Below are 19756 nucleotides of genomic sequence, written 5' to 3'. Positions count from 1 at the left end.
CCGGCCGCCCCGGGCGGTGCGGGCCGTGGCCCCGCCCGGGGTCTTGGGATAGAACAGCAGTATGAACTTCCTCCGCACCCCCGATCCGAACCCCGGTTGGCTCAACGAGGACGACCTGCAGGAGGCCCGGCGCCGCCTGCCGATGGTCTACGTGCAGGCCCTGCCGGTCCGGCTCGATCCGCTGGGCTACCTCTCCGAGATCGGGCTGCTGCTGCAGGCGACCCCCGAGGGGAAGATGATGTACACCTTCGTCTCCGGCCGGGTGCTGTACCGGGAGACCATCCGGGCCGCGCTGCTGCGCCATCTGGAGAAGGACCTGGGGGCCATGGCGTTCCCGCAGCTGCCGGTCTCCACCACGCCCTTCGCCGTGGCCGAGTTCTTCCCCTCGCCGTCCGAGACGGGGCTCACCGACGACCGGCAGCACGCGGTGGCGCTGAGCTACATCGTGCCGGTGCGCGGGGAGTGCAGCCCCCGCCAGGACGCCCTGCAGCTGTCCTGGATGAGCCCCGAGGAGGCGCTCAGCCCCGAGGTGCAGGCGGAGTTCGCGGGCGGTCGCGGAGACCTGGTGCGCCAGGCCGTGGCCCACGCCGGCTGGGGCCGCTGAGCGGCGTCACCGGCGCACGGGCGCTCGCCGTCACCCGCCCCCGGGGCGGTGACGCACAATGGACGGGTGCCCGCTCCAGAAGAGACCCTGCTCCCCGCCGCCGCCCGTTCCGACTTCGGCTTCGCGGTGGAGCACCGGCTCGCCGAGACCGCCACGATCGCCGGCGGGCGCCTCGAGGCCAACGGCGGCCCGTTCCTGGGCCGCACCGGGACCATCACCACCCCGCACGGGACGATCCGCACCCCCGCGTTCGTCCCCGTCGGCACCGCCGCCACCGTCAAGGCGGTGCTGCCCGAGTCCATGGCGGAGCTCGGCGCGCAGGCCCTGCTCGCCAACGCCTACCACCTCTACCTCCAGCCCGGCGCGGACGTCCTGGACGCCGCGGGCGGGCTCGGAGCGTTCATGAACTGGTCCGGCCCCACCTTCACGGACTCCGGGGGCTTCCAGGTCATGTCCCTGGGCTCGGGGTTCCGGAAGGTCATCGACATGTCCACGGTCGCGGCCTCGGCGGCGGGGGACGACGACGTCGCGACCGGCAAGGAGCGCATGGCGCGGGTCGACGACGACGGGGTCACGTTCACGTCCCACATCAACGGGGACGTCCACCGCTTCACCCCGGAGATCTCCATGCAGGTGCAGCACCGGCTGGGCGCGGACATCATGTTCGCGTTCGACGAGCTGACCACGCTGCACAACTCCCGCGGCTACCAGGAGACGTCCCTCGAGCGGACCCGCCGGTGGGCGCTGCGGTGCGTCGCCGAGCACGCCCGGCTCACCGAGGAGCGCGCCGACCGGCCCTACCAGGCCCTGTTCGGCGTGATCCAGGGCGCCCAGTACGAGGACCTGCGCCGGAAGGCGTGCCGGGACCTGGGCGCGATGGACTTCGACGGGTTCGGCATCGGCGGGGCCCTCGAGAAGGAGAACCTCGGCACGATCGTGCGCTGGTGCAACGAGGAGCTGCCCGAGGACCGGCCACGGCACCTGCTGGGGATCTCGGAGCCGGACGACATCTTCACGGCTCTCGAGAACGGCGCGGACACCTTCGACTGCGTCTCCCCCACCCGGGTGGCCCGCACCGGGACCGTGTACGCCCCGGACGGCCGCTTCACCGTCAGCAACGCCCGCTTCCGCACGGACCTCGCCCCGATCGACAGCGGCTGCGACTGCTACACGTGCGCCCACTACACCCGGGCGTACCTGCACCACCTGTTCAAGGCCAAGGAGCGCCTGTCCGCGACGCTCACGTCGATCCACAACGAGCGGTTCGTCGTGCGCATGGTGGACGGCGCCCGCGAGGCCATGGCCGACGGGACGTACTTCGAGTACCGGGACGAGGTCCTGGGCCGCTACTACGCGGGACGTTCCTGAGCCGGCCCCTCCGCCTCGGGGTGCTCGTGGATCACGAGCACCGGGCACTTCGCGTGGGCGACGCACGCGGCGCTGACCGAGCCCAGCAGCAGCCCGCGGAACCCGCCGTGGCCCCGGCGCCCGACGACGAGCATCGTGGCGTCCTCGCTCTCGTGCACCAGGACCTTCGACGGGTGGCCGAACACCACGGAGGTGGTGAGCCCGGCCGGCACGTCGTCGCCGAAGGCCTCCCGCACCGCCTTGTCCACCTGCTTCTGGGTGACCTCGTCGAAGTTGTCGCTGCCCAGCGGGACGTACCCGGCGTACTCGGGCGGGTAGTCCCACGCCCCGACCGCCCTGATGCCCGCACCGAAGGACGGCGCGATCCGCGCCGCCCAGCGCAGCGCCTCGACGGACTGCTGGGAGCCGTCGACCCCGACGACGATCGCTGCTGCGGTTCCGTTGCTCATGCCGAATCCTTTGCTCACGTGATCACGCTGACGTGATCAGTATCACAGAGCCCGCGGCGCCGCGCGCACGATCGCGGGAGCATGTTGTGGGGACACGGCGGACGAGTCCCTCCGGTCCCGGGCGGGACGGGCGGCGCCTCAGCCGGCGGGCCCGGCCCCCTGCGCCTGCCCGGAGTCCTCCGCCCGCCCGGCATCGACCGTCTCGTCGGGGAGGACGAGCACCGGGCACGGGGCGTGGGCGACGCACGCGGAGCTCGTCGACCCCATCAGCAGCCCTTTGAAGCCGCCGTGGCCCCGGCGTCCCACGACCAGCAGCTCGGCCCCCTCGCAGTGGCGCATCAGCACCTTGGACGGGTGGCCGAACTCCACCACGGTGCTGAGCCCGGCCGGCACGTCCGCCCCGAACGCCTCCTGGACGGCCCGCTCCACCCGCTCCCGGGCGAGCTCGTCGAACCGGTCGTCCTTGAAGTGGACGAAGCCGACGTACTCGGGCGGGTTCTCCCACGCCCCCACCACCTTGACGGTCGCCCCGTACGCGGGCGCGAGACGCGCGCCCCAGCGCAGCGCCTCCACGGACTGGGGGGATCCGTCGACCCCGACGACGACGACTGCTTCCGCTGCGTTCTCCATGACCGGTCCTCCGATGCGGTGACGAGGGTGCTGTGCGGCCAGTATTCCAGAGCCCGGCGGGCCGCGCTCAGAGGTGCGAGAGGATGACCGAGCTCCTCGTGTGGTTGATGCCCTTCCACTCCCTGATCCGGACCATGACGTCCTCCAGGTGGGTGGTGTTCTCGGCCCGGATGAGGAAGATGCCGTCCGCCTCGCCGGTCACCGTGTAGGCCGCGGTCACCTCGGCGATCTCGGCGGCCATGGTGCGCATCATCGACGGCGAGAGCCCGCCGTCGCAGTGCAGCTCCACGAACGCCTGGATGTTCCACCCCATGACCGACGGATCGAGCTCCGCTGTGAAGCGCTTGATGGCCCCGGTCTGCTGCAGGACGTCGACCCGCCGCTTCACCGCGGGGGCCGACAGACCCACCTTCTGGCCGATGGCCGCGTAGCTCTCCCGGCTGTCCTGGACCAAGGACGCAACGATCTGCTGGTCAATCTCGTCAAGACGCAACAATTCACCTCTCTGGTGAGGGTTCTCACATTGATTGGTTCACTATCGGTCCGTTAGACTTCAGATGTCAACCGAGGCGCCGCTGCTCGCCGGACCACCCGGCCGCACGCCCTCGGACCCCAGGACCTCCCCGCACCACCCACAGAAAGTTGCCTGCTGCCATGGCTCTCCTCCTCGTCTTCGGCCTCCCCGCCCTCCTCTTCACCGCCATCGGCCGGGCTGCGGCACCGTCCCGCGCCACCTCGGTGGGCGGCGCCCTCCGCAGCGCCGGCAGCGACCTGGCCCGCGGCCTGCGCGTGTGCGCCATGACCGCCCCCCAGTTCCTGGCCGGCGGGACCCGCGCCGGCCGCTGACCCTGCGCCGGCGGCGTCAACGGTGACGCCGCCCCGGCACCGCCTGCGGCCCGGCCCCCTCGCGACGAGACGTCCTCGCGCGGAGGCCGGGCCGCTGCGTGTTAATTCTTTGTTGCCACGGCAAGATGGCTCTTTCGGCGACAAGCGTGTCTGTTGCCAACGGGCTGTCCACAGGGTGTAGTGGTGAGATGCAGATCACGCAGGCGTTACCCATGACTACCGTCACCGACGACGTCGGGTGGCTCGCAGCGATCGACAACGCCATCAACAGTGCGTTCGCTCCGATCACCGAGGTCTTCTCGACCATCGTCTTCTACCCCATCACCATCGCGGGGGTGAGCTTCCCGTTCGTCGTGGCCTGGCTCATCGCGGCCGGCGTGATCTTCACGATCTACTTCGGGTTCATCCAGTTCCGCGGTCTGAAGGTCGCCGCCGACGTGGTGCGGGGCAAGTTCTCGACCAAGGACGACCCCGGCGAGGTGCCGCACTTCCAGGCCCTGACCTCCGCCCTGTCGGGGACCGTGGGGCTGGGCAACATCGCCGGCGTCGGCGCGGCCATGGCCCTCGGCGGCCCCGGCGCGACGTTCTGGATGATCTGCGCCGGCCTGCTCGGCATGGCGACCAAGTTCGCCGAGTGCACCCTGGGCGTGAAGTACCGCGAGGTCCACGAGGACGGCACGGTCAGCGGCGGGCCCTTCCGCTACCTGCCCATCGCCTTCAGCAAGTTCGGCCGCATCCCCGCCAAGATCCTCACCGGCGTCTTCGCCGTGGCGATCCTGTTCTTCGGCGCGGCCGGCGGCAACATGTTCCAGGCCAACCAGACCTTCGCCCAGGTGCAGAACGTCACCGGCGGCGCCGACGGCTTCCTCGGCAGCGCCGGGGCGGCCCTGATCTTCGGCATCGTCCTCGCCCTGTTCGTGGGCCTGGTCATCATCGGCGGCATCAAGTCGATCGGCGCCACCACCAGCCGGCTCGTGCCGGCCATGGGCGCCGTCTACGTCACCGCCTGCCTGATCGTCATCCTCGCCAACCTCGACCACGTGCCGGGCGCGATCGCCGCGATCATCGACGGCGCGTTCTCCCCCGAGGGCATGGCCGGCGGCGTCCTGGGCGTCATGATCGTGGGCTTCCAGCGTGCCGCGTTCTCCAACGAGGCCGGCCTGGGCTCCGCCGCGATCGCCCACTCCGCCGTCAAGACCCGCCGCCCCGTGAGCGAGGGTTTCGTGGCCCTGTTCGAGCCGCTCGTCGACACCGTGCTGATCTGCACCATGACGGCCCTGGCCATCATCATCGCCGGCGCGCCGAGCCTGCAGGCCGGCATCGACCAGGTGCAGGCCGGTGGGGGCGCCCCGGACGGCGTCATCCTCACCTCGGACGCCTTCGCGACGGTCATCCCCTGGTTCCCGATCGTGCTGGCCGTCGCGGTGGTCCTGTTCGCCTTCTCCACCCTGATCACCTGGTTCTACTACGGGCTCAAGGCGTGGGAGTACCTGTTCGGGCGCAGCCGGCTCAGCGACAACATCTTCCGCGGCATCTACCTGTTCTTCACGATCGCGGGCTGCGTCCTGACCTTCAGCGAGGTCATCAGCTTCGCGGACGCGGCGCTGTTCGTCTGCGGGTTCGTGAACCTGCTGGGCGTCTACCTGCTGCTGCCCGTCATCAAGCGGGACATGAAGGAGTACCTCGCCGACCGCAGGAGCGGCAAGCTCCACCTCCTCGGCAACGAGCCGACCGACGGGTCCACCGCGGTCCGGCCCCAGGTCTAGGCCCCGGGGACCGCACGGCCGCACCGGCCGGTCACCCCGAACGGCGTCCGCCCGGTCCTCGCCCCGAGGACCGGGCGTCGCCGTGCCGTGGACCCGCGGCGCGGCCGAGCCTAGTCGGCGCTCCCCACGCCGTCGGCCTCGGGGGCGCGCTCGGACTCGCCGCGGGAGCGCCGCCAGGCGAGCACGCCCACGACCACCACGACCGCCCAGGAGGCGGCGACCGCCGCGAGGGCCGGCCACGACGGCCGGGACGTGAAGGCCCCCACGGCGGCGAAGCTCACCTGGCCCGGCATCCCGCCGAGCAGGGTGGCGCCGAGGTAGTCGCGCTGCGGGATGCGCACGAGGCCCGCACCGTAGCTGAGGGTCCAGTTGGGCAGGACGGGCCGGAGCACGAGCACCGTGAGGAAGCCCTTGCCGACGAGCTTGCGCTCCACCAGCTCGACCCGGTTGCCCGCGAGCCGGTACAGGGCGTCGCGGCCGAGGAACCGCGCGAGCCAGTACCCCAGCCAGGCTCCCGCCGTGGTGGCCAGGACGCCGACCACGCTGCCCTGGGCCATGCCGAAGAGGAATCCCCCGGACACGGCCATGATCGTCACCGGGACCGGCGTGGCCGCCACGAGGACGAAGACCGCGGCGAAGACGACGGGCCCCCACGCGCCGAAGCCCTCGACGAAGACCCGGACCTGCTCCACGGTGGGCAGCTCGTGGCCGATGAGGTACCAGACCGCCACGGCCAGCAGCAGCAGGAGCGCACCGCCCTTGAGCGCGGTGACCCAGGCCGGCCGCGTGCCGGGCTCGCGGGGCCCCGGCTCCGGCGCGGGTTCGGTGCTCACGTGCGCCACTGTACCGACCGCCGCGCCCGGGGGCCGAGAGCGACCGGGGACAATGGGGGGCATGGACGTCACCGATCTGGACCCCGCGGAGGTCTTCTCCGTCTCCCACGCCCTCGCGCACCCCCCGGCCGCGGTCTTCGCCGCCTTCACGGAGCCGGACCGGCTCGCCGCCTGGTTCGGTCCGCCGGGCTGGAGCGTGCCCCGGGAGTCGGTGCTGCTCGAGGTCAGGCCCGGGGGCCGGCAGCGCTTCCGCATGGTCCACGACACCGACCCCGCCCAGGTGGCACCGGTGCACGGCACCTATCTGCGGGTCGAGCGGGACGCCCTGCTCGAGGGCCGCGAGGCGCTGCCCGGACCGGACGGCCGGCCCACCGCCGGCCACGTGCTGACGCGCACCGAGTTCGTCCCCACCCAGGAGGGGGGCACCCTGCTGGTGCTCACGCAGGGGCCGCTGCCCCCCGCGGTGCACCCCGGGGCGGCCGCGGCGTGGCGCGGCTCCTTCGCCCGGCTCGAGACCCTGCTGGCCGCGGGGTGAGCCGGGGCGCCGGTCCCCCGCCGGGCTCGGATAGTCTGCCCGCATGACCCAGGACGCCGGCACCCGCACCACCGCTCTGACCCGGCGGCTGACCGCCCCCAACCCGGGCCCCATGACCCTGGACGGCACCAACTCGTGGCTGGTCGGGGCGCCGGGGCAGCAGGACGTCGTCGTCGTCGACCCGGGGCCGGCCGACCGCGGGCACCTCGCCGCCCTGGCCGCGGCGGGGCGGACCGTCCTGACGCTGATCACGCACCGCCACGCGGACCACACCGAGGCCGTCGACGACTTCCACGCGCTCACCGGCGCGCCCGTGCGCGCCGTCCTGCCGCAGTTCTGCCGCGACGCCGGACCGCTGCTCGACCGCGAGACGATCGAGGCCGCCGGGTGCCGCATCCGGGTGCTGCACACCCCCGGGCACACCTCCGACTCCGTGAGCTTCCACCTGCCCGACGACACCCCGGTCGCGGGCGCGGCCACCGCCGCCGCGGGGCGCACCTCGGGCTCGGTGCTCACGGGCGACACGGTCCTGGGGCGGGGGACCACGATGCTCGACCACCCGGACGGGAGCCTGGGCGACTACCTGCGCTCCCTGCAGCGCCTGGCGGTGCTGGGCGACGCCCTGGTCCTCCCGGCGCACGGGGACGTGCGGGAGGACGTGGAGGCGGTGTGCGAGGAGCTGCTCGAGCACCGGATGGAGCGTCTCGGCGAGGTCCGGGAGGCCCTGCGGGCCCTGGGCCGCGCCGCGACGCTCGAGGCCATCACGGCGCGGATCTACGCCGACGTCCCGGAGCACGTGCTGCCCGCCGCCCGGAGCTCGGTGGGCGCGCAGCTGGCCTATCTCGGCTTCTGAGCCGTGCCGGCGGCGCCCGGCCGGCCGGGGTCCGTCCCCGGCCGGCGGCGGCGCCGGAGCCCGCGGTAGAGGAAGAACAGCAGGACGGCGACGGCGGCCAGCAGCACGAGGACGAGCAGCGGCAGGAGGACGGCCACGAGGGACAGCGTGAGCGCGGAGACGTCCTCCACGGTCGAGACCACGGGCGCCGCGGCCCCGGCGCTCAGGGTGTTGACGGCCGGCCGCGAGACCGTCTTGGTCACGTGCACCACCAGGGCGATCACCGCCCCGGTGGCCACGGGGATCCAGGCGTGCGAGGAGAGGAACGCCTCCGGGTCCGTGACGGTCGCCGTCTGCCCGCCGAGGTCGATCCCGGCGATCTGGGCGGTGGCCGAGGAGCCGAAGACGATGCCCCCGGCGGTCGGGCGCACGAAGGTCTGCAGCAGGTCGTTGAAGGAGTCCACGACCGGGACCTTGTCCGCCACCACCTCCACGGCCAGCAGCACGGCCAGGACCGTCAGGACCCACCCGTTCGACAGCCAGGCGAAGCCCGGGCCGAGGTCGACGACCTCGGTCCAGCGGTCCAGCAGGCCCAGCACCACGAGCGGGATGTAGGCGTTCAGTCCCGCCGAGGCCGCGAGTCCGGTGCCCGTGAGGAGATCCATGCGCTCATCGTAGGCCCGTGCACCGCCCCGGCCGGGCGGGGCGCCCGGGCCCGTCAGCGCTGGGGCGCGAGGGCCGCCCCCGGGACGGCGGTCTCGCCGTAGGTCGGCTCCCGGCGCTTGAGCCAGCCGATCACGGCGTAGGTCACCGGCATGACCAGCACCTCGACCAGGACCTTGTACACGTAGCCCACCACCACGTAGTTGAGGAAGTCGGCCGCGGTGGTGATGCCGATGACCGGGGCCGCGACGGTGCAGAAGATCACGGTGTCCACGAGCTCGCCCACGAGCGTCGAGCCGATGAGCCGGGCCCACAGGTGCTTCTCCCGCGTGCGCGCCTTGATCCGGACCATCACGAACGCGTTCAGCAGCTGCCCCGCGAGATAGCCCAGCAGGGAGCCGGCCACGATGAGCGGGACGGGGCCGAGCACGGACTCGAAGGCCGCCTGGCCCTCGTAGAACTCCGCCGGGGGCAGAGCGATGACCAGCCAGAACACGACCGAGGAGAACAGTCCCGCGGCGAAGGACGTGACGATGGCGCGGCGCGCGGCCCGGAAGCCGTAGACCTCCGCCACGACGTCGCCCAGGACGTAGGCGAGGGGGAAGAGGAAGAAGCCTCCGTCGGTGATGACGGGGCCGAACGCGACGCCCTTGGTCGCGGCGACGTTGGAGAGCACCAGGACCACGCAGTACGCCGCGACCACCAGGTCGAAGTACGTGCGGGGACGGCGGGCGAACCCGGCGGGGGCAGGAGCGGAGGAGGACACGGTCGGTCACCAATCTGTCGTGACGCGGCGCCGGCCCGCGCGGGGCGGACGCCGAGGGTCGATCTGTGCGGTGTGCTGGACGGACCCGGGGCGCCCGCCTGCCACCCGGGAGCCCCTTTCCGGCCGCCGCGGGCCCCTGCGGGGACCGCGTGCCGGCCGGAGACCGTCCGACAGTCTAGCCCCGGCGGTTGGCCCCGGCACCGCGCGGGGGCGCAGAATGGCTCCCATGACCGACACCAGCACCGTTCCCACGCCCGCCGCGGCGGGCCCCGCCGACCAGCCGTCCGTCGCCCTGACGATCGCCGGCTCCGAGGCCACCGGCGGCGCCGGCGCGCAGGCGGACCTCAAGACCTTCCAGGAGCTCGGGGTCTTCGGCTCCCTCGCGCTGACCTGCATCGTGTCCTTCGACCCGTCCGCCGACTGGGGCCACCGCCTGTTCCCCGTGCCGCAGGACGTCCTGCGCGAGCAGCTCGAGGCGATCACGGCCGCCCACGCGCTCGACGCCGTGAAGATCGGCATGCTGGGCAGCCCCGAGACCATCGCCACCACCGCCGAGGTGCTCACCGCGCTGGCCCCGCGTCACCTCGTCCTGGACCCGGTCCTCATCTGCAAGGGCCAGGAGCCCGGCGCGGCCCTGGACACGGACGAGGCGCTGAAGGCGAAGATCCTGCCGCTGGCCACGTTCGTGACCCCGAACCACTTCGAGTCCCTCTCCCTGGCCGGCATGGACGAGATCAGCACGGTCGAGGACCTCGAGGAGGCCGCCCGGCGGATCCACGAGACGTCCGGCGCCGTGGTCCTCGCCAAGGGCGGGGTCCGCCTCGCGGGCCCCGACGCCGTCGACGTCTTCTACGACGGGACCACCCTCGAGGTGCTCTCCGAGCCCAAGATCGGCGAGGTCCCGGTGGCCGGGGCCGGCTGCACGCTGGCCGCCGCGGTCGCCGCGGAGCTGGCGAAGGGGGCCGCGCCCCTCGAGGCGGCCCGCACCGCGAAGGCCTTCGTCTCCGCCGGCATCCGGCGCCGGATCACCTCGCGCGCCCCCTTCGACTCGCTCTGGCAGGGCGGCTCGGCCGCCGAACGGTGAGCGGGCGGCGGGCCCGGCCGCCGGATCGGCACCCGGGTCCGCCGTTCCCCACCTCGCCCGTGCTGGGGGTTTCCTGGACGTTTCCCCAGACTGTCTGCGCGAAGGAGCCCGAACGGGGGAAACGGTGGTGTCATAGTCAGACACACCGTCACCAAGGGCCAGAAAAGTGTGCATAATTTGGTGACACGGACAGATAAGGTGTCATCATGCCTCGTATTTCTGCGGCCACCAACGCCGCGCAGCGGGAGAACACCAAACGAGCGATCCTCGACTCCTTCGGCCAGCTGCTCTACCAGCAGGGCCTCACCGGTCTGACCATGACGCACGTGGCCAAGAACGCCGGCGTGGGCCGCACCGCGGTCTACAACTACTTCGCGGACATGGGCGAGCTCCTCGTGGCCTACGCCCTGGACGAGACCGAGCGGTTCATGACCGACCTGCGCCGCGACCTCGAGGGCGTCGCCAACCCGGTCGACCGGCTCGCCGTCTACATCCGCGCCCAGATCGAGGACCTCACCCGCCGCCACCTGCCCCCGGGCCCCACCATGCGCACCGTCCTCTCCCCGGAGGACTACCAGAAGCTGGGCGAGCACGTGGGCGAGCTGCAGGGCCTGCTGGCCGCGATCCTGCGGGACGCGATCGGCCGGGCCTACCTGCCGGAGGGCGACATCTCGGAGCTCGCCGCCCTGGTCCACGGGTCCCTGACCGCCGCGGCGGACCGCGGCCAGAACTCCGACCAGGACCGGGCGGCGCGGGAGCAGCACATCCGCTCCACCGTCCGCTTCATCCAGCAGGGCCTGGGGGCGCAGTTCGACGCCGGGGGCCACCCCGTGCCGCTCGCGTCCGAGCGGCCACCCCTCAGCGCGGCGTCCTGACCGCGCCCCGCTCGCTCCCCGCCCGCGTGCCCGGCGCCGGGGCGAGCTCCAGCACGCGCGCGTGCAGCACGGTGCGGTGGTGCAGCGCGGTGCGCAGGGCCCGGTGCAGCCCGTCCTCCAGGTAGAGGTCGCCTCCCCACCGCACCACGTGCGGGAAGAGGTCGCCGTAGAAGGTGGAGTCCGCGTCCAGCAGGGTCGCCAGGTCCAGGGTGGTCTTCGTGGTGACCAGCTCGTCCAGCCGGACCTGCCGCGGCGCGATGCCGGACCAGTCGGTCGGCGTGACGAGGCCGTGGTCCGGGTACGGGCGGGAGTCGCCCACGGCCTTGAAGATCATGCGTTCATCCTAGGGGCGGGCCCCGCAGGAGGCACCTGCGGGGCCCGCCGGCCGGCGCGTGCCCGGGGTCAGCCGCGGGTCACGGTGACGGCCCGGGTGGTGGCGTTCCACTCGATCCGCCCACCGGTGTAGTTCTGGGCCGCGCCGCCCGGGGTGCTGTACTCGTCGGTGGTCGGATAGCCCAGGCCCCGCTCGTGGCCCAGCGCCGCCCACTTCCGGCCGATGGCCCCGTACTCCTTGACCGCGTTCGAGCCAGTGCGCGCGGACCACAGGATCTTGGTCCGCTTCCCGGACGCGTCGAAGAGCTGGTAGGCGCCGCCGTCGGCGGCACGCTGCTCGTCGGTCCGCGGCGGGCCGTAGCTGCCCGCGTAGCCGCCGGCCGCGAACTTCCGGCCGATGGACCCGCCGTAGTCGACCACCCGGGTCCCGGTGGTCACGGACCAGTAGAGGGCCTTGTCCCGTCCGTCGGCGCCGGCGAAGCGCTGGTAGACGGAGCCGTGCCCGGAGGCGTACTCCGCGCTGACCGGGGTGGCCCACGCGGTGCCGCCCAGCGCCGCCCACGTGCGCCCGATCGCACCGGTGAGCTGGTAGCCGTCGACCACGTCGTTGCCCGTCGGCGCGACGGTCTCGGGCTTCGGGGCGGCTCCGGCGTAGAGTCGGTCGACGTCGTCGCCGACCAGGTCGGCCAGGTCGTAGTTGGTGTGGTGCAGCCCGGGCATCACCACGCGGTCGGCCTTCGTGAACCCGGCCTTCTGGTACGCGGCGGCGCCCTTGCCGGCCGCTTCCAGCGCGGACCAGGTGGACGGCTGGGTGGCGCCGTAGCTGTCGAGGGAGCCGACGTACCAGGTCGGGTCCGTGGCCCGGAGCGCGGCGTCGGGAGTGCTCTCGAGCCTGCCGTTGTAGACGCCGCCGCCGCCGATGAGGGTCGACCCGCCGCCGCGGATCCAGCCGGCCCGGTCGGAGAGCACCTCGGTGGAGATGAACTCGGCGCCGCCGGAGTACCCGGCCAGGTGGATGCGGGTCGCGTCGACGCGCTGCTCGGCGACGACCTTGGCCGCCAGGGCGCGGAACCAGTCCCCGACCGCCTCGCTGTTGGAGGTCCAGGACCGGTTGGCCGGGGCGACCGGCACCACGAGGATCATGTTCCGGGCCGCGGCCCGGGCGGCCATGCTCTTGAGCATCGACGTGGTGGGGCGCTGGGCGTAGTACTGTCCGTCGCCGTCGAAGTAGAAGACCACGCCCACGGTCTTCGAGCGGTCCACCCCGGCGTCGTAGAGGTGGTACTGCGAGGAGATGCCGGCGGCGGTGTGGACCGTGTTGGTCGTCGAGGCGTGGGCCGGGGCGGCCGCGCCGGCCATCGTCCCGGCGAGCATCGCGCCGGCCAGCAGAGCGGCGGGCAGAGCGGTCGAGGGCATGGGGAATGAAGGCAGCTTCATGAGGACCTCTTGGGGGGAGAGAGGACGGGGGGCGCGCAGCCGGGGGGCAGCTGCGAGTGCGGCGGAACAGCCCGTTCCGCCACATCAGCAGGGTATTGCATTAGTGAACGCAGGGGACGGAACGACGTAAAGTTACGGTGTGCTCCTGTCCCGCCCGCTTCCCCCCGGAGAGACCGCCCCCATGACCCTTCGCCCCCTGGCGCTGGCCGCCCTGCTCCTGCTCGCCCCCGTGCCGGGAGCGGCCCACGCCGCCGAGACCGCACCGCCCCCCGCGCCGGGCGCAGACTCCCCCGCCGGAGTTCCGTCCCCCGCGCCCCCGTCCGACGACGAGCCGGCCGACCCCCGACCGGGAACCGGTCCCGCCGAGGCCCCCGACACCACGCCCGAGCCCGGCGGCGCCCCCGCGCCGGAGCCCGGCGGCACGGCGCCGGGTGCGCACCCCTCCCCCGCTCCCGGGGGGCACGCGGCACCGGAGCCCGGCGGAGTCCGCGCCGAGGACGGCCGTGCCGGAGACGCCCGCGCAGAGGACGGCGGCGCGGGGAACGACCGTGCAGGAGGTGACCGCGCAGGAGGTGACCGCGCAGGGGATGCCCGCCCGGAGGCGGCCCCCGGCACGCCCTCGGGTGCGGACTCGAACCCCGGCTCGGACCCGGACCGGGACCCGGACCCGGACCCGGGGGAGCTCTCCGCCCTGGAGCGCGCCTCCTTCGTCGGGCCCGGCCCCGCCGTGGCCCACCGTCCCGGCTCCGGAGCGCTGGTCCGGGACGGGGCCGCGCTGCGGGCGCAGGTCCTGGCGGGGCAGCAGCAGGTGACGCCCGGGACGCTCACGCGCATCTCGGTGGGTACCGTGACCCGGGTTCCCGCGCAGGACGCGACCGGGGACTCCTCCACCGCGTGGTGGGTCGGTGGGCTCGCGGCACTGGGCGCCGCGGCGGCCGGCGGCGTCGTCGCCCGCGGCTCCCGCGCGCGCCGCCCGCACTGAGGGGCGGCCGCCGGGGCGCCGCGGCGGCCGGAGCCGCGGGCCGGCGACCCACGGGCCGGGTGGCCGCGGGCCGGCGGAGGAACGAGGAAGAGCCCCGCACCGGGATGAACGTCTCCGGTGCGGGGCTCTTGCTGCGAGTGCGGAGGATGGGGGATTTGAACCCCCGAGGGCGTGAACCCAACACGCGTTCCAGGCGTGCGCCATAGGCCGCTAGGCGAATCCTCCAGGCACGCACGACCGGCGGCCTGACGGCGCCGGAACATGCGGGGTCCAGCATAACCGAACCGCCGGGCAATGCCGAATCCACGGCGCCGGGGCCGGGTTTCGACCCGGCCCGCCGCATCCGCTAGACTCGTCGACAGCCCCTCGCGTGGCGTCATCCTGTTGAACTCCCCCAGGACCGGAAGGTAGCAAGGGTAAATGGGCTCTGGCGGGTGCGCGAGGGGTCTTCTCGTCCCCGCGGCGGCCCGCGTCCCCAGCGCCGATCCGCCCGGCCCGCCTGTCGGATTCCGTCGCTAAGGTGTCATCTGTGACTACCGCCCTGTACCGCCGCTACCGCCCGGAGACCTTCGAGGACGTCATCGGTCAGGAGCACGTGACCGAGCCGCTGATGACGGCGCTGCGCAAGGACAGGGTCAGCCACGCCTACCTCTTCTCCGGCCCGCGCGGCTGCGGCAAGACCACCTCCGCCCGCATCCTGGCCCGCTGCCTCAACTGCGCGGAGGGCCCCACCGCCACCCCGTGCGGCCGCTGCGACAGCTGCCGCGACCTGGCCCGGGACGGCGCCGGCTCCCTCGACGTGATCGAAATGGACGCGGCCAGCCACGGCGGCGTGGACCACGCCCGCGACCTGCGGGAGCGCGCCACGTTCGCGCCCGTCCGGGACCGGTACAAGATCTTCATCATCGACGAGGCGCACATGGTCACGCGCGAGGGCTTCAACGCCCTGCTCAAGATCGTCGAGGAGCCGCCGGAGCACATCAAGTTCATCTTCGCGACCACCGAGCCGAGCAAGGTGCTCACCACCATCCGGTCCCGCACCCACCACTACCCCTTCCGGCTGGTCCCCACCGAGCCGCTCATGCACTACCTCGAGCAGCTCTGCGCCGAGGAGCACGTGCAGGTGGCCCCGGGGGTGCTCTCCCTCGTGGTCCGCGCGGGCGCCGGATCCGTCCGCGACACCCTCTCCGTGCTCGACCAGCTCATGGCCGGCTCCGACGAGCAGGGCATCGGCTACGACCTCGCCGTGGCCCTGCTGGGCTACACGCACGGCGCCCTGCTCGACGACGTGGTCGACGCCTTCGCGTCCGGGGACGGCACCACGGTGTTCCGCGCGGTGGACCGGGTGGTGCAGACGGGCCAGGACCCGCGCCGCTTCGTGGAGGACCTGCTCGAGCGGTTCCGAGACCTGATCATCGTCAACGCGGTCCCGGAGTCCGCGGGCAACATCCTGCACGGCATGCCCCAGGACCAGATCGCCCGGCTGCGCAACCAGGCGTCCCAGCTCGGAGCGGCGGAGCTCTCCCGCGCCGCCGACATCACGAACACGGCCCTCACCGAGATGACGGGGGCCACCTCGCCCCAGCTGCACCTCGAGCTGCTGTGCGCGCGCATCCTCCTGCCGTCCTCGGAGGACACCACGCGCGGCGTCACGGCCCGCGTCGACCGGCTGGAACGGCGCCTGAGCATCGGGCGGGGCGCCGCCGCGGCCGGTCCGGACGAGACCCCCGACGCCCCCGCGGCCTCCCCCGCGGCCTCCTCCTCCGCGCCGACCGCGCCGGCGGGTCCGGGCGCCCCGCCCGGGGGCCGGAGCCACTCGCAGCCCGCCTCGCAGTCTGCCCCGGCGCCGGAGCGACCGGCACCGCCCGCGCCCGGCGGGGACGCGCAGCAGGCGGTCCCGGCGGTCCCGCGGGGGACGGATCCGCGCGAGCGGACCGCCCAGGGCGCTGGACAGGGCTTTGGACAGGAACCCGGGCACGCCGCGGCGGCTCCCGAGCGCCCGTCCGCCCGGGAGGACAGCGGACCGGAGCGGCCCACCGGACGGGAGGCGCCCGCCGCAGCGGAGCGTCCTGACGCGCCGCGGCAGGACGCCGCGGCGCAGGCGCCCCGCCAGGACACGCCCCGGGCGGGCGAGCAGGGCGGCAACGAGATCGACCTGCTGCGGGCCTCCTGGCCGGAGATCGTCAACGCCCTCGCGGACATCCGCCGCGTCGCGTGGTTCACGGTCCAGCGCGGCACCCCGCAGTCCTTCGACGGCAAGGTGCTGCGCATCATGTTCGACGCCGAGGGCGACCTCATGAACTTCCCGCGCTTCGAGGACGACCTGCGGCAGGCGGTCCAGCAGATCCTCGGCATCGACTGCCGTGCGGAGGCCGTCCCGCCGGGCGGCGGCGGGCACGGACGGGGCGGTGGCGGCGGCGGAGCCCCGCGCGGCCCGGAGCCGTCGACGCGCCCGCCCGGGCGCCCGGACGAACCGGGGCCCGGGACCGACGGGGAGCGCCCCGAGCGGCGCGCCCTCGAGGACCGGTCCCGGGGCGGCCAGGACCGGCGACCCCCGGACCAGGACCGGCCGGGCGCACCGCGCGGCCGGGAGCAGCAGCCGACCCCGCCCCGGGCCGCGAGCACGCCCCCGGACGGCGCACCGGGCACCGCGACGGACTCCGCGCCGGAGCCGCCCGCGGGCGCGCCGTCCCCGGACGGGGACGGCGGCGGCCAGGACCCCTGGGACGCCCACGGCCGACCCGCCACGGACGCGCCGGCGGAGTGGACCGACCCCGCCTGGGCCCAGGAGCCCGTGCACAGCTGGTCCGTGGCCGCCATTCCCCAGGGCGGCGCCCCGGCCGCGGCCCCTGCCGGGTCCCCGGCCGCACCCGCACCCCGGGCTCCGGCGCAGCCCGAGGCCCGGCCGCCGGGACCGGCCCGGACGGCGGAGGACCCCGCCGGCGCCCAGCCCGCCGACCGGCCGGCACCGCAGCCCGGGACGCAGCCCGGGACGCAGCCCGGAGCACCGTCCGACCCCGGTCGGACCGGGCGCCCGGGCCCCGCCTTCCCCGGCGAGGCCCCGGGGGCACGGGACCGGGACGTCCCCCCGTCGGACGACGTCCCGCCGCCCGAGGAGCCCCCATACCCGGACGAGCCCCCCTACCCCGACGACCTGGACGCGGCGCCCCCGGAGCAGTGGCGGCCCGCGGCCCCCGCACGGCAGAACCCTGCGTCCGCTCCCCGTTCCGGGGGCGGACCCGGCAACCGGTCGACCGGCAGCGCCACGCCCCCCACCGCCCACCCGGCCGCCCGCCCGGAGGATCCCCGGACCGCGACGGGCGCCGCTGCCCCGGCTCCGACGGCGAACCCGGCGGCCCCAGCGGCCCCGGCCGCCCCGCAGCAGGACGCCCCGTCGGCGGCACCGGCCGGCGCCGACCGGAACGCACGGCTGAGCTTCCGGGAGCGCCACGCCGCGGCCATCGCCGCGGGGCGCAAGGCACCCGCCTCCGCCGCGGCCCCGCAGGACAGCGGCGTAGAATGGGACGACTCCTTCGTGCCCAGCTCGGACGACGAGGCGCTCGAGGACTCCACCCTCTACGGCCGCGCCGCGATCGAGCGGATCCTCGGGGGGATGCTGATCGAGGAGCGGGACCTCCACACCGGGGAGTGAGCCGGGACCGCCCCGCGCACCGGCACCCCGGTGACGTCGTGGCCGAGGACGATCAGGAGGGCCGTGCACCGGCCCGGAAATCGAGGGAAACGTGTACGAAGGCGCTGTTCAGGATCTGATCGACGAGCTGGGCCGGTTGCCCGGCGTCGGGCCGAAGTCCGCGCAGCGGATCGCGTTCCACCTCCTCGACGCCGACAAGGAGGACGTCCGGCGGCTGGCCGACGCCATGACGGCGGTCAAGGACAAGGTGAAGTTCTGCCGGATCTGCGGGAACGTGTCCGAGCTGGACGAGTGCGCCATCTGCCGCGACGCCCGCCGGGACGACAGCGTCATCTGCGTGGTCGAGGAGTCGAAGGACGTCATGGCCATCGAGCGCACCCGCAGCTTCCGCGGCCGGTACCACGTCCTGGGCGGGGCGATCAGCCCCATCCAGGGCATCGGCCCCGACCAGCTGCGCATCCGGGAGCTCATGACGCGGCTCTCCGGGGACACCGTGCAGGAGGTCGTGCTCGCCACCGACCCGAACCTGGAGGGCGAGGCCACCGCCACCTACCTCTCCCGCATGCTCAAGACCCTCGGGATCCGCGTGACCCGCCTGGCCTCCGGGCTGCCCGTGGGCGGCGATCTCGAGTACGCCGACGAGGTGACCCTCGGCCGCGCGTTCGAGGGCCGGACGGTCGTCGCCTGACGCACTCGCGTAGGATGTCCTGGTGCCCTGCCGCGGGGAGCGGGCGCACGGCCCGGCCCCGACCGCCGGCCGCCCTCGAGCACAGGAGTTGAACCCATGAGCCTGATCGTGCAGAAGTTCGGTGGATCCTCCGTCGCGGACGCCGACGGCATCCGCCGCGTTGCACGGCGGATCGTCGAGACGCGCAACAGGGGCCACGACGTCGTCGTCGTCGTCTCCGCGATGGGCGACACCACGGACGAGCTCCTGGACCTCGCCCACGAGGTCACCCGCAAGCCCCCGGCCCGCGAGCTCGACATGCTGCTCACCGCCGGCGAGCGGATCTCCATGGCGCTGCTGGCCATGGCGGTGTCCGGGATGGGCGCTCCCGCCCAGTCCTTCACCGGGTCGCAGGCGGGGATGGTCACCGACGGCGCGCACGGCGCCGCCCTCCTCGTGGAGGTCAATCCGCTGCGCGTGCGCGAGTCCCTGGACCAGGGCAACATCGCGATCATCGCCGGGTTCCAGGGCGTGCACCGCCAGACCAAGGACATCACCACCCTGGGCCGCGGCGGCTCGGACACCACGGCCGTGGCGCTGGCCGCGGCCCTCGACGCCGACGTCTGCGAGATCTACTCCGACGTCGACGGCGTGTTCACCGCCGATCCCCGCATCGCGCCCAGGGCCCGCAAGCTGGACGTGGTCAGCAGCGAGGAGATGCTCGAGCTCGCCGCGAACGGCGCGAAGATCCTGCACCTGCGCTGCGTCGAGTACGCCCGCCGCTTCGGCGTGAAGCTGCACGTCCGCTCGTCCTTCTCCCACAACGAGGGCACCTGGGTCATCCCGGGCCCCGAAGACGCCGTCACCTCCCCGAAGGAGATCCCGTTGGAACAGCCGCTCATCTCCGGCATCGCCCACGACCGCACGCAGGCGAAGGTCACCGTCGTCGGAGTGCCGGACAAGCCCGGCATCGCCGCCCGGATCTTCCGGCTGCTCGCGGAGGCGAAGGTCAACGTGGACATGATCGTGCAGAACATCTCCACCGGCGACGACCCGCTGACGGACCTCTCCTTCACGGTGGACGAGTCCCAGGGCGATCTGGCCATGAGCCTGCTGCGCGCCGCCGAGGAGAAGATCGGCTACGCGGGCCTGGAGTACGACGACGAGGTCGGCAAGCTCTCCCTCGTGGGCGCCGGCATGAAGTCGAACCCCGGGGTGACCTTCACGTTCTTCGAGGCGCTCGCGGCCGCGAACATCAACATCGACATGATCTCGACCTCCGAGGTCCGGATCTCGGTGGTCACGGCCGCCGACCGGCTCGACGAGGCCGTGCGCGTGGTGCACAGCGCCTTCGGCCTGGACTCCGACGAGGAGGCCACGGTCCACGCGGGGACCGGCCGCTGATCCCCGTGCCGCGCTCCACCGGTCCGTCGA

20 protein-coding genes, 1 tRNA gene and 1 other RNA gene are annotated in these 19756 nt (G+C 73.8%); 13 read left to right on the top strand and 9 right to left on the bottom strand.

Going from position 1 to position 19756, the window contains the following annotated elements; genetic code table 11:
* Nucleotides 1–61 precede the first annotated feature (61 nt).
* Together EQG70_RS03805 and tgt are read left to right on the top strand one after the other, a co-directional pair.
* Nucleotides 62–604 (top strand): NUDIX hydrolase family protein, encoded by a 543-nt coding sequence (locus EQG70_RS03805; protein WP_017833900.1) that lies wholly within the window; start codon nucleotides 62–64, stop codon nucleotides 602–604.
* A gap of 66 nt (nucleotides 605–670) precedes the next feature.
* Entirely contained in the window at nucleotides 671–1972 is a 1302-nt protein-coding gene (gene tgt / locus EQG70_RS03800; protein WP_172604911.1) for a tRNA guanosine(34) transglycosylase Tgt, read from the top strand.
* Here the strand turns inward: tgt and EQG70_RS03795 are convergent.
* The 3 genes from EQG70_RS03795 to EQG70_RS03785 form a co-directional block, all read right to left on the bottom strand.
* On the bottom strand, nucleotides 1954–2421 hold the full coding sequence (locus EQG70_RS03795) for a universal stress protein (protein ID WP_095651285.1): 468 nt from the start codon (nucleotides 2419–2421) through the stop codon (nucleotides 1954–1956). The two genes, tgt and EQG70_RS03795, sit on opposite strands and share 19 nt — an antisense overlap.
* Before the next feature lie 138 nt (nucleotides 2422–2559).
* Nucleotides 2560–3051 carry a universal stress protein gene (locus EQG70_RS03790; RefSeq protein ID WP_095651286.1) on the bottom strand — a complete coding sequence of 164 codons (492 nt, stop codon included), beginning with the start codon at nucleotides 3049–3051 and terminating at the stop codon, nucleotides 2560–2562.
* A 67-nt stretch (nucleotides 3052–3118) separates the two neighbouring features.
* Nucleotides 3119–3505: an Lrp/AsnC family transcriptional regulator gene (locus EQG70_RS03785; RefSeq protein ID WP_017833896.1), complete on the bottom strand. Its 387-nt coding sequence runs from the start codon at nucleotides 3503–3505 to the stop codon at nucleotides 3119–3121.
* Between the two features lie 200 nt (nucleotides 3506–3705).
* On the opposite strand from EQG70_RS03785, the gene EQG70_RS03780 reads away from it, so the two are divergent.
* Both EQG70_RS03780 and EQG70_RS03775 read left to right on the top strand, forming a co-directional pair.
* Nucleotides 3706–3897, top strand: a complete 192-nt coding sequence (locus EQG70_RS03780) for a hypothetical protein (protein ID WP_017833895.1) — start codon at nucleotides 3706–3708, stop codon at nucleotides 3895–3897.
* 212 nt (nucleotides 3898–4109) lie between these two features.
* Nucleotides 4110–5663, top strand: a complete 1554-nt coding sequence (locus EQG70_RS03775; protein WP_035927811.1) for an alanine/glycine:cation symporter family protein — start codon at nucleotides 4110–4112, stop codon at nucleotides 5661–5663.
* Between the two features lie 110 nt (nucleotides 5664–5773).
* On the opposite strand, the gene EQG70_RS03770 is transcribed toward EQG70_RS03775, so the two are convergent.
* A complete protein-coding gene (locus EQG70_RS03770) occupies nucleotides 5774–6496 on the bottom strand; it encodes a TVP38/TMEM64 family protein (protein WP_146200219.1) in 723 nt (240 codons plus the stop codon).
* Nucleotides 6497–6557: 61 nt separating this feature from the next.
* On the opposite strand from EQG70_RS03770, the gene EQG70_RS03765 reads away from it, so the two are divergent.
* Together EQG70_RS03765 and EQG70_RS03760 are read left to right on the top strand one after the other, a co-directional pair.
* Entirely contained in the window at nucleotides 6558–7031 is a 474-nt protein-coding gene (locus EQG70_RS03765; RefSeq protein ID WP_167508851.1) for an SRPBCC family protein, read from the top strand.
* Between the two features lie 43 nt (nucleotides 7032–7074).
* Nucleotides 7075–7884 carry an MBL fold metallo-hydrolase gene (locus tag EQG70_RS03760; protein WP_035927815.1) on the top strand — a complete coding sequence of 270 codons (810 nt, stop codon included), beginning with the start codon at nucleotides 7075–7077 and terminating at the stop codon, nucleotides 7882–7884.
* On the opposite strand, the gene EQG70_RS03755 is transcribed toward EQG70_RS03760, so the two are convergent.
* Nucleotides 7869–8528: a DUF4126 domain-containing protein gene (locus EQG70_RS03755; protein ID WP_035927819.1), complete on the bottom strand. Its 660-nt coding sequence runs from the start codon at nucleotides 8526–8528 to the stop codon at nucleotides 7869–7871. The two genes, EQG70_RS03760 and EQG70_RS03755, sit on opposite strands and share 16 nt — an antisense overlap.
* Before the next feature lie 53 nt (nucleotides 8529–8581).
* Nucleotides 8582–9292, bottom strand: coding sequence for a queuosine precursor transporter (locus EQG70_RS03750; RefSeq protein ID WP_109221741.1), 711 nt, complete (start codon nucleotides 9290–9292; stop codon nucleotides 8582–8584).
* Nucleotides 9293–9518: 226 nt separating this feature from the next.
* On the opposite strand from EQG70_RS03750, the gene EQG70_RS03745 reads away from it, so the two are divergent.
* Both EQG70_RS03745 and EQG70_RS03740 read left to right on the top strand, forming a co-directional pair.
* The gene (locus EQG70_RS03745; RefSeq protein WP_109268506.1) at nucleotides 9519–10376 is read left to right on the top strand and encodes a hydroxymethylpyrimidine/phosphomethylpyrimidine kinase; all 858 of its coding nucleotides are present in this window, start codon (nucleotides 9519–9521) and stop codon (nucleotides 10374–10376) included.
* Between the two features lie 206 nt (nucleotides 10377–10582).
* Nucleotides 10583–11251, top strand: a complete 669-nt coding sequence (locus EQG70_RS03740; protein WP_017833887.1) for a TetR/AcrR family transcriptional regulator — start codon at nucleotides 10583–10585, stop codon at nucleotides 11249–11251.
* On the opposite strand, the gene EQG70_RS03735 is transcribed toward EQG70_RS03740, so the two are convergent.
* Both EQG70_RS03735 and EQG70_RS03730 read right to left on the bottom strand, forming a co-directional pair.
* Nucleotides 11235–11585, bottom strand: a complete 351-nt coding sequence (locus tag EQG70_RS03735) for a type II toxin-antitoxin system VapB family antitoxin (protein WP_017833886.1) — start codon at nucleotides 11583–11585, stop codon at nucleotides 11235–11237. The two genes, EQG70_RS03740 and EQG70_RS03735, sit on opposite strands and share 17 nt — an antisense overlap.
* A gap of 68 nt (nucleotides 11586–11653) precedes the next feature.
* Nucleotides 11654–13021, bottom strand: coding sequence for a hypothetical protein (locus tag EQG70_RS03730; protein WP_126346936.1), 1368 nt, complete (start codon nucleotides 13019–13021; stop codon nucleotides 11654–11656).
* 181 nt (nucleotides 13022–13202) lie between these two features.
* Here EQG70_RS03730 and EQG70_RS03725 point away from each other — a divergent pair, with 181 nt between their 5' ends.
* A complete protein-coding gene (locus EQG70_RS03725) occupies nucleotides 13203–14003 on the top strand; it encodes a hypothetical protein (protein WP_109268508.1) in 801 nt (266 codons plus the stop codon).
* Nucleotides 14004–14143: 140 nt separating this feature from the next.
* Here the strand turns inward: EQG70_RS03725 and EQG70_RS03720 are convergent.
* Nucleotides 14144–14228: transfer RNA gene (locus tag EQG70_RS03720), tRNA-Ser, on the bottom strand.
* 132 nt (nucleotides 14229–14360) lie between these two features.
* Here EQG70_RS03720 and ffs point away from each other — a divergent pair.
* The 4 genes from ffs (at nucleotide 14361) to EQG70_RS03700 (ending at nucleotide 19726) form a co-directional block, all read left to right on the top strand.
* An RNA gene (gene ffs / locus EQG70_RS03715) (signal recognition particle sRNA small type) lies at nucleotides 14361–14457 on the top strand.
* Between the two features lie 75 nt (nucleotides 14458–14532).
* A complete protein-coding gene (locus EQG70_RS03710; protein WP_109268509.1) occupies nucleotides 14533–17655 on the top strand; it encodes a DNA polymerase III subunit gamma and tau in 3123 nt (1040 codons plus the stop codon).
* Nucleotides 17656–17746: 91 nt separating this feature from the next.
* Entirely contained in the window at nucleotides 17747–18343 is a 597-nt protein-coding gene (recR, locus tag EQG70_RS03705; RefSeq protein WP_017833883.1) for a recombination mediator RecR, read from the top strand.
* A gap of 96 nt (nucleotides 18344–18439) precedes the next feature.
* Nucleotides 18440–19726, top strand: coding sequence for an aspartate kinase (locus tag EQG70_RS03700; RefSeq protein ID WP_017833882.1), 1287 nt, complete (start codon nucleotides 18440–18442; stop codon nucleotides 19724–19726).
* Nucleotides 19727–19756: the final 30 nt, after the last annotated feature.

It is taken from the genome of Kocuria rosea (assembly GCF_006094695.1).
Lineage (GTDB): Bacteria > Actinomycetota > Actinomycetes > Actinomycetales > Micrococcaceae > Kocuria > Kocuria rosea.
Note: the sequence above shows the minus strand (reverse complement) of the source record. Positions and strands in the feature narration are given on the sequence as shown.